The sequence below is a fragment of the Actinomadura sp. 7K534 genome, from assembly GCF_004348575.1.
In the GTDB taxonomy this organism is placed as follows: Bacteria; Actinomycetota; Actinomycetes; order Streptosporangiales; family Streptosporangiaceae; genus Spirillospora; species Spirillospora livida.
The window spans coordinates 1-6,249 of record NZ_SMKB01000335.1; the positions used below are offsets into that span (position 1 = coordinate 1).

3 protein-coding genes and 1 pseudogene are annotated in these 6,249 nt (G+C 70.3%); all 4 read left to right on the forward strand.

Annotation, left to right across the window (positions count from 1 at the left end):
- A pseudogene (locus E1266_RS38515) lies at positions 1 to 356 on the forward strand (hypothetical protein); the annotation flags it as partial.
- A gap of 161 nt (positions 357 to 517) precedes the next feature.
- On the forward strand, positions 518 to 766 hold the full coding sequence (locus tag E1266_RS34660) for a zf-TFIIB domain-containing protein (RefSeq protein ID WP_132054400.1): 249 nt from the start codon (positions 518 to 520) through the stop codon (positions 764 to 766).
- Between the two features lie 250 nt (positions 767 to 1,016).
- The gene (locus E1266_RS34665; protein ID WP_132054402.1) at positions 1,017 to 2,813 is read left to right on the forward strand and encodes a fatty acyl-AMP ligase; all 1,797 of its coding nucleotides are present in this window, start codon (positions 1,017 to 1,019) and stop codon (positions 2,811 to 2,813) included.
- 173 nt (positions 2,814 to 2,986) lie between these two features.
- The gene (locus E1266_RS34670; RefSeq protein WP_132054404.1) at positions 2,987 to 5,827 is read left to right on the forward strand and encodes an MMPL family transporter; all 2,841 of its coding nucleotides are present in this window, start codon (positions 2,987 to 2,989) and stop codon (positions 5,825 to 5,827) included.
- Positions 5,828 to 6,249: the final 422 nt, after the last annotated feature.

Genomic DNA, 6,249 nt, shown 5'->3' on the forward strand with positions numbered 1-6,249 from the left:
GTCCGGGGGGCGGGCCGGAGGCGCCGGGCGCTCCGGAGCCGCTTCTGCCGGAACTCCCGGCTGGCGCCCCGTCCGTCCCCGCGCCGAGCGCGCCGGGACCGGGCGACATCCCGCTGCCGCCGCCCCTGACCGCTCCCGAGCAGGCCGGCCCGGCACGGGCCGGCGAGGGCCGGATGACGCTGATGTCCCCGACCGCGATGAGCGAGCAGGACGAGACGGACTGGGCGATCGTCGTCGGCGTCGCGCTCGTGGCCGAGATCGGCCTGCTGTGGGGCATCGCCTGCGTCGGGCTGTGGCGGCGGCGGGTCACGCTGTACCGCGCCGCGGCCGCGGAGCCGGAAGGCGCGCTGACGTGATCGTTTCCGGGGCGGCCCGGGGACGAGCCGAACGGGGCTCCGCCGGACCCGGGCAACCGAATCCGTGGATGATTGTCCCGGTACCGTCCCAATTGGGGGGCTCTGTCAGTAAGCTAACCGCCTGACCAGTCAACGCTGTCGTGACGGACAGGGGATCCGGTATGTCAGACGCGACGCTGCGCTGCCCGAAGTGCGAATCCGCGCTCGGCACACATGAACGCCACGGGGTCGTGATCGAGGAATGCCCGGGATGCAAGGGCGTCTTTCTGGATCGCGGGGAACTCGAACAGCTGATCGACGCGGAGAGCCGCTACCTCGCGGCGCTTCCGGACGACGTCAACCCGGAGACGACGTACCAGGGACGGCACCGCAGGGGCATCATGCAGCAGATCTTCTCCGGTGATCATTAGCGGCGGGCACGGTCGGTGACGGGGTGCACGGCGCCCTGTTAATGGGGGTTTTCCTCTTGTCACGGCGGTGACAAAGCCCGCTTTGGCGAATGTGACCGAGGGCTAATATCGCGCACTGACTACCATCGGGTAGCTTGACGATCATCGCCGGTCGCCCGGGTGCCGGACACGGTCGTCCGGCCGGAGCGTCAGTCCGGCCGTAGCATCCCCCTGGGCCTCGCCCGGCCCGTCCCCCTCGGGAGATTGATCAATGGCACTGGGCTCGCTGCTCCCCGACCTCCTGCCCGGAGGTCCCGGCCGCACCCCGCTGATCGAGCGGGTCGCGAGGTGGGCGAAGGAGAAGCCGGACGCCCCGGCCTACACCTTCGTCGACTACTCGACCGACCCGTCCGGCGCCCATGTCACGCTGACCTGGGCCGAGACGGAGCGGCACGCGCGGGCGACGGCCGTGACGCTCCGCCAGGTCACCGGACCGGGCGAGCGGGCCGCGCTGCTGCTCCCGCAGACCCTCGAATACATGATGACCATGCTCGGCGCGATGCACGCGCACGTCATCGCGGTGCCGCTGTTCTCGCCCGACCTGCCCGGCCACGCCGACCGGCTGATCGGCGCCTACGCCGACGCGGAGCCCGCGGTCATCGTCACGACGCGGAACGCGCTGCCGCACGTGGAGAAGTTCCTCGCCGACCACGACGTCCCGAACCCGAAGGAGATCGTGTTCGCGGACGAGATCGACCTCTCCCTCGCGGACCGGTGGGAGGACGAGCCGGTCGCGTTCGACGACCTCGCCTACCTGCAGTACACGTCCGGCTCTACGCGCCGCCCCGCCGGAGTGGAGATCACCCACGGGAACGTCACGGCGAACGCCGCGCAGCTCTGGGCCGGATGGGCGCCGGAGAAGCCCAACCCCGAGCTGGTGAGCTGGCTGCCCCTGTTCCACGACATGGGCCTCATCGCCACCATGGCGCTGCCCCTGGTGCGCGGTGACCACGCCATCTACACCGACCCCGTTTCGTTCATCATGAACCCGATGCGGTGGCTCGAACTCATCGCGGCGCGTCCGAGCAAGAACGTCTACACCGCGGGCCCCAACTTCGCCTACGAGTACGTCGCGTCGCAGGCGACGCCGGAGAAGATCGCCCAGCTGGACCTGTCCGGGCTGACGACGTGCCTGAACGGCGCGGAGCCGATCCGCACGTCCACGCTGACGATGTTCGCGGACGCGTTCGCGCCCGCCGGCCTGCGCCCGGGCGTGCAGGCGCCGGGATACGGCCTGGCCGAGGCCACCGTGTTCGTGTCCGCGGCGGCCGAGGACGCGCCGCCGAAGATCATCACCGTGGACCGGGACGCGCTCACCCAGGGCGAGCTGCGGCTCTGCGGCGAGGACTCCGAGCGGGCCAGCGCCCTGGTGTCGTGCGGGCGGCCGTGCGGGCAGATCGTCGCGATCGTCGACCCGGACACCCGCGTCGAGCAGCCGGACGGCAGGGTCGGCGAAATCTGGGTGCACGGCCCCAACACCGCTCCCGGCTACTGGCGCAATTCCGAGCGCAGCCAGGACACGTTCGGCGGCGAACTGTCCGAGCCTGGGGATCTGCCGTCCGGGCCTTGGATGAAGACCGGTGACTACGGCGTCGTCCACGAGGGCGAGCTGTACGTCACAGGCCGCATCAAGGACCTCATCATCGTGGACGGCCGCAACCACTACCCGCAGGACATCGAGGTCACCGCGCAGGAGGCGCACCCGGCGATCCGCCCCGATCACGTCGCCGCGTTCGCGCTGCCTGGCGAGGAGACCGAGCGACTGGTGGTCGTCGCCGAGCGCAACCGCCGCGTCCCGCTCGGACGGCTGGACCTCCACGAGGTGGAGTCGGCCGTAAGGGGCGCCATCAACATCGAGCATGAGATGAGCGTCCACGAGTTCGTGTTGATCGAACCGGGTGGCGTGTCCCGTACGTCGAGCGGAAAGATCGCTCGTGCGGCCACGCGTCAGCGCTACCTTGACGGCGGGCTGCCAACGACAGAGGCTCGTCTGGCGTCTCGTAAGTAGGCGCAAGGGGCGCACCCGTCCGGGATGGGCGAACGTGCCATCCTGGACGAACGTGCCGTCCTGGACGGACGACCGGCGGCCGGCGGCCGGTGGCCGGTGGCCGGTGGTCCGGGGCGAGCGACGGGCCGCCGGGGCGATGCGGCCCCGCGCGGCCGTGACGACACAGGAGGATCATGCTTTCGGGGCTGGGGCGTCTCATCCACCGGCGACGCTGGACCAGCCTTGCTCTGATCCTGACCATGATGTGCGTCGCGGGCGTATGGGGCCTCGGCGTGTTCTCCAAGTTCAAGGAGGGCGGCTTCGAGGACCCCGACGCCTCCTCGACGCTCGTCGCCAAGCTCGGCGCCACCTACTTCGGCAGCACCAACCCCGACGTCCTCGTCCTCTACAGCAGCGACACCATGACGGTGGACGACCCGCGCTACCAGGCGAGCGTGGTCACCACCATCGCGCGCCTGCCCAAGGCCAACGTCGAAGAGATCATCTCGTACTGGTCGTTCGACGGTAAGGCCGCGGAGACGTTCGCCTCCCGCGACCGCCGCTCCACGTTCGTCGCGGTGAAACTGCACGGCGACGACGGCGCCGCCCAGATAGAGAACTACCACGCCATCAAGGACCGCCTGGCCGCGCCAGGGCTCACCGTCGAGTTCGGCGGCAGCGTGCCTCTCGGCGAGGAGTTCGGCAAGCAGGTCGTCAACGACATCATCCGCGCGGAGCTGATGACCGCGCTGCCCCTGCTCATCCTCCTCATCATCCTGTTCGGGGCACTGACCGCCTCGTTCCTGCCGCTCATCGTTGCCGTCTTCTCGATGATCGGCGGACTGGCCGTCCTGCACGTGGTCACCTACACCACGGACGTGACGTCCTTCGCCTTGGAAGTCGTCACGATGATGGGCGTCGGTCTGGCGATCGACTACTCGCTGTTCATCATCAGTCGTTTCCGCGAGGAGCTAGGGCGCGGCATGGCCGCGCAGGGGATCGCGGCAGGCAAACCCTGGAAACAGGAACGCGACCGGAAGTCGCGCAAGGCCGCGAAGAGGGCGTACAGAGAAGCCCTGCGTCCCATCAGGCAGAGCGCCCTGTCCGCCACCATGGCCACCGCCGGCCGCACCATCGTGGTCAGCGGCATCACCGTCTCGGCCGCCCTCGCGGGCCTCCTGCTCTTCCCGCAGATGTTCCTCCGGACGATCGGGCTCGCGGGCATCGCCACCGTCATGGTCGCGGTGTTCGGCGCCACCGTCCTGCTGCCGACGCTCCTGGCGATCCTTGGGCCGCGTGTCGAATTCGGCCGGATGCCGTGGCGACGGCCAACGGCCAAGCGCGCGCAGCGAGACCCCAACAGCGGGTTCTGGTACCGCCTCGGCCAGAGCGTGATGAAGCACCCGCTGCCCTACTTCACGATCGTCATCGTCATCCTGGGCGTGATGTTCGTGCCGTTCCTGAACGTCCAGTTCGGCAGCGTGGATGCCCGCGTCCTGCCCAAGGAAAGCCCCACCCGCGCCGTGGTGGAGACCATCAAGGCCGACTTCCCCAACGGGTCCGCCGAACCCATCGACGTCGTCGTCTCCGGCGACCTCATCCCGCGCGACTGGACGCCCAGCGGCAACGACCCCATCCCTCCCTACCTGGACGACTTCAGGAAGAAGCTGGGGTCGCTCCCCGGTGTGTCGGAGGCGCAGTTCACCGGCTACTCCGGCACGTACGGCGGCGTGCGCATCTCCGTCACGCACAAGTACGAGCCGATGGACCAGCGTGCCCAGGACCTCGTCACAGAGATCCGCGGGATGCACCTGGCCAAGGACGGCTACCCGATGCACATCGACGTCGGTGGCAGCACGGCCGCGCAGATGGACCTGATGTCCAGCCTGATGGAATCCCTGCCGAAGATGGCGCTCGTCGTGGGCGTCGCCACGTTCATCCTGCTGTTCATGTTCTTCGGCTCGATCGTCCTGCCGCTGAAGGCCATCGCGATGAACGTCCTGTCGATCGGCGCCTCGTTCGGCGCGATCGTGTGGGGCTTCCAGTACGGCCACCTCGCGGGGATCCTCGACTTCACCCCCACCGGCGGCGTCGAGGCCACCAGCATGATCCTCATTCTCGCGGTCGTGTTCGGCCTCTCCATGGACTACGAGGTCTTCCTGCTCAGCCGCATCCGCGAGGAATGGGACCTCACCCACGACAACCGCGCCGCGGTCGCGCGCGGCATGCAGCACACGGGCAGCATCATCACCAGCGCCGCGCTGCTCTTCCTCGTCGTCATCGGCGCGTTCAGCACGGCGGGCATCACCGTCGTCAAGCTCATCGGCGTCGGCATGTTCGTCGCCGTCGTCGTGGACGCCGTGCTCGTCCGCTCCCTGCTGGTCCCGGCCACGATGCGGTTCATGGGCGCCGCGAACTGGTGGCTGCCGGGCTTCCTCGCCGGCCTGCACGCCCGCATGGACCTCCGCGAACGCAGCTCCGTCCTGGGGCCGCCCGTCCCCGCCGTCCCGCCGCGCCTGCCGGACGAGCAGCCCTACCCGTACGCCATCCACTGGGAAGAGGCCCCCGGGGAACCACGTCCGGCGCCCAGGGGCGCGGCCTCGGCAGGCGGGCACGGCCGCCCCGAAGCGGCGCCCGGCGCTTTTGACGCGCGGCCCGCCGCCCCGAACGGCGCGCCCGGACAGTCCTTCGGCGGCGTACCGACGCCGCCGGGCGCCTACCGGCCGTCCTCGGCGGCGGGGCCGGAGTCGGCGCACGTGCCGCCGGCCCGGCCGCGGAGGGACGCGAACGAGGCGTTCCGCCCCGCCGCACAGCCGCCCGTGAACGACCTCCCCGGCGGCGAACCGCCCAAGCTGGTCTTCAGGACGCCGCCCTCGGAGGACCGGCCGTCTGAAGAGCCGTGGAACCCGTGGGCGGACGGCCCTCCGCAGCCGGACCCCGCCCCGCCTCCCGCCCGGCGCACCAAGCGGGCGATCATCCCCAACCCCGACGGCACGGGCTGGCGCTGGGGCGAAGTCGAAGACGACACCCCCTAAGGCACCGCCGCCCGTCACCGAGGCGCGAGTTGCTCGATGCCGCGGCGGAACTGCTTGGCGCGGCCGGTCTCGGTCGTCCTGGCCACCATGAAGTGCTCCGGGCGAGCGCCGGGATCGGGGGACCCACCGAGGTCCGGACCGACCTAACTCGAAGGCAAGCTTCGCCTGTCCAGCCCATAAGACTCATCTACCGCCGACGCCATGTCGGAGACCGGCCCGCTCAGCCGACGTCCTGGATGACAGTCAACGAAGGAGCGAGTCGATGATCTCCTGCGCCCGTCCGACGCCGTCCTCGGCTCGGATCCGCCGTCCCAGCTCGTCCGCCCGGTCGGCCAGCCCCTGATCCTGGACGGCCTGCCGGATCTTCGCCGCCAGCCGGGGCACCGTCAGCGCCCGGAACGGCAGCGGAGCCGGCCCCGCCC